Source organism: Streptomyces solincola, assembly GCF_002982015.1.
GTDB lineage: Bacteria > Actinomycetota > Actinomycetes > Streptomycetales > Streptomycetaceae > Streptomyces > Streptomyces solincola.
Map to the genome: position 1 here is coordinate 1 of NZ_PVLV01000722.1, position 1,990 is coordinate 1,990.

Sequence of the window (1,990 nt, forward strand, 5' to 3'; positions counted from 1 at the left end):
GGCCTCGGCCGCCGGGGCGGGGGCCGGGTGGTCGGTCGTGGTGGCGGACACGGGGCTCATGCGGCCACGCCCTCCTTCTCCTCCTGCTGGGCCCGGGACACCTCGTCGTGCAGCAGGGACCAGATCTCGTGCCGGTGGCGGGCGAACTCGGGGCTGGAGCGCAGGTCGTCGGCGGCCGTGCGCTCGCCGAGGTCGATCGGCACGACGCGCTTGATCCTGCCCGGGCGGGAGGTCATCACGGCGACCTTCCCGCCCAGGTAGACGGCCTCCTCGATGCCGTGCGTGATGAACAGGACCGTCTTGCCGGTGCGCTGCCAGATCCGCAGCAGCTCGCCCTGGAGGGATTCGCGGGTCTGGGCGTCCAGCGCGGCGAACGGCTCGTCCATCAGCAGCACGTCCGGGTCGTAGGCGAGGCTGCGGGCGATGGCGACGCGCTGGCGCATGCCGCCGGACAGCTCGTGCGGGTGGCGGTCCTCGAAGCCGGTGAGGCCGACCAGGTCCAGGAAGTCGCGGGCCCGTCCGGCGCGCTCGCGGCGGGGCACGCCGACGGCCTCCAGGCCGAACTCGACGTTGCCCTGGGCGGTGCGCCAGGGCAGCAGCGCGTACTGCTGGAAGACGATGCCGCGGTCCAGGCCGGGGCCGGTGACCGGGCGGCCGTCGAGCAGGATGCGGCCGTCGGTGGGGCGGGTCAGCCCGGCGAGCAGGTCCAGCAGGGTGGACTTGCCGCAGCCGCTGGGCCCGACCACGACGGTGAACTCGCCGGCCTCGATGGCGAGGTCGACGCCGTCCAGGGCGGTGAACTCGCCGGTGCGGCGGCGCGGTCCGGGCGGGGCGGCGGGGCCGCGTCCGCGCCGGCCGGCCACCCGGCCGCCGCGGGTGTCGCGGACGGGGAAGGTCTTGCGCACCCCCTCGAAGACGATCTTGGGGGCGGTCTCGGCGCCGGTGCGCGGGGTCGGGTCGGTCATGGCGTCAGCTCCCGCTGGAGGGGGTGGGGGTCCGGCCGGACGTCGTCGGGCCTGCGGCCTCGGCCCGGTTGAACGCGTTGGTGTAGAGCCGGTCGAGGCTGACCTTGGAGCGGTCGAGGTCGCCGCGGTCGGCGAGCCAGTCGATCCACAGCTCGATCTCCTCGCCGGCGACGCGGCCGGTGGGGTCGGCGACCCCGTAGGACTTCCAGAACTTCAGCGCCGCGGTGTCCTCGTTGCGGCCGCGCCTGTCCACGATCTCGGTCATCCGGGCGATGACCTCCTCGCGCGGGGTGGTCCGCGACCAGGCCAGCGCCCGGCCGACGCCGGTGACGAAGGTCCGGGAGGCGCCCGGGTTCTGCTTCAGGAAGCGCTCGGTCATCACATAGGTGCCGGCGCTGAACGGGCCGAGGAGCTGGTGGTCGGTGAAGAGCGGCCGTATGCCGCCCTTGGCGAGCGCCTTGTCGCGCAGGATGCCGCCGAGCACGGCGACCTCGATCTGCCCCTGGCGCAGCGACTGCTCGGTGTTGACCGGCGGCAGCGCCAGCGGCTCGACCTTGCCGATGTCGCCGGCGGACAGTCCGCCGCGTTCCAGGTAGATGTCCAGCAGGGCTTCGGCGTGCGCGCCCAGGGTGTTCATGCCGACCTTGGCGCCCAGCAGGTCGCGGGGGCCGCGGATGGGGCTGTCCGCCAGTACGTAGTAGCCCTGGTAGGAGTCCTTGTCGGAGCCGTAGTAGCTGATGACGGCCTTGATCGGGGCCTTGTTGGCGGCGAGTTTGACCACCGCCCCGTTGAACGCCCCGCCGAAGTCGGTCTGTCCGGTGGCGGCGGACTGGATGTCCTGCGGGCCGCTGATGGTGTTGCCGACCCACTCCAGCTTCACGTCCTCCAGGAAGCCGAGGTCGGCGGCGAGTTCGGCGGGGGTGACCTGGCCGACGGCTCCCTGGTAGCGCAGCGTGCGGGTCCGGTCGCCCTTGCCCGTGCCGCCGCCGACCGCGGCTTCCTGGAGGACGTGAAGCTGGAGTGGG

General features: G+C 73.4%; 2 protein-coding genes. Both read right to left on the minus strand.

Features of this window, described 5'->3' with window-relative positions; all coding sequences use genetic code 11:
• Positions 1-56: 56 nt before the first annotated feature.
• Positions 57-965: an ABC transporter ATP-binding protein gene (locus C6N75_RS29670; RefSeq protein WP_105871922.1), complete on the minus strand. Its 909-nt coding sequence runs from the start codon at positions 963-965 to the stop codon at positions 57-59.
• Positions 966-969: 4 nt separating this feature from the next.
• The coding region (locus C6N75_RS29675) for an ABC transporter substrate-binding protein (RefSeq protein WP_105871923.1) at positions 970-1,990 on the minus strand (1,021 nt) is incomplete at its 5' end.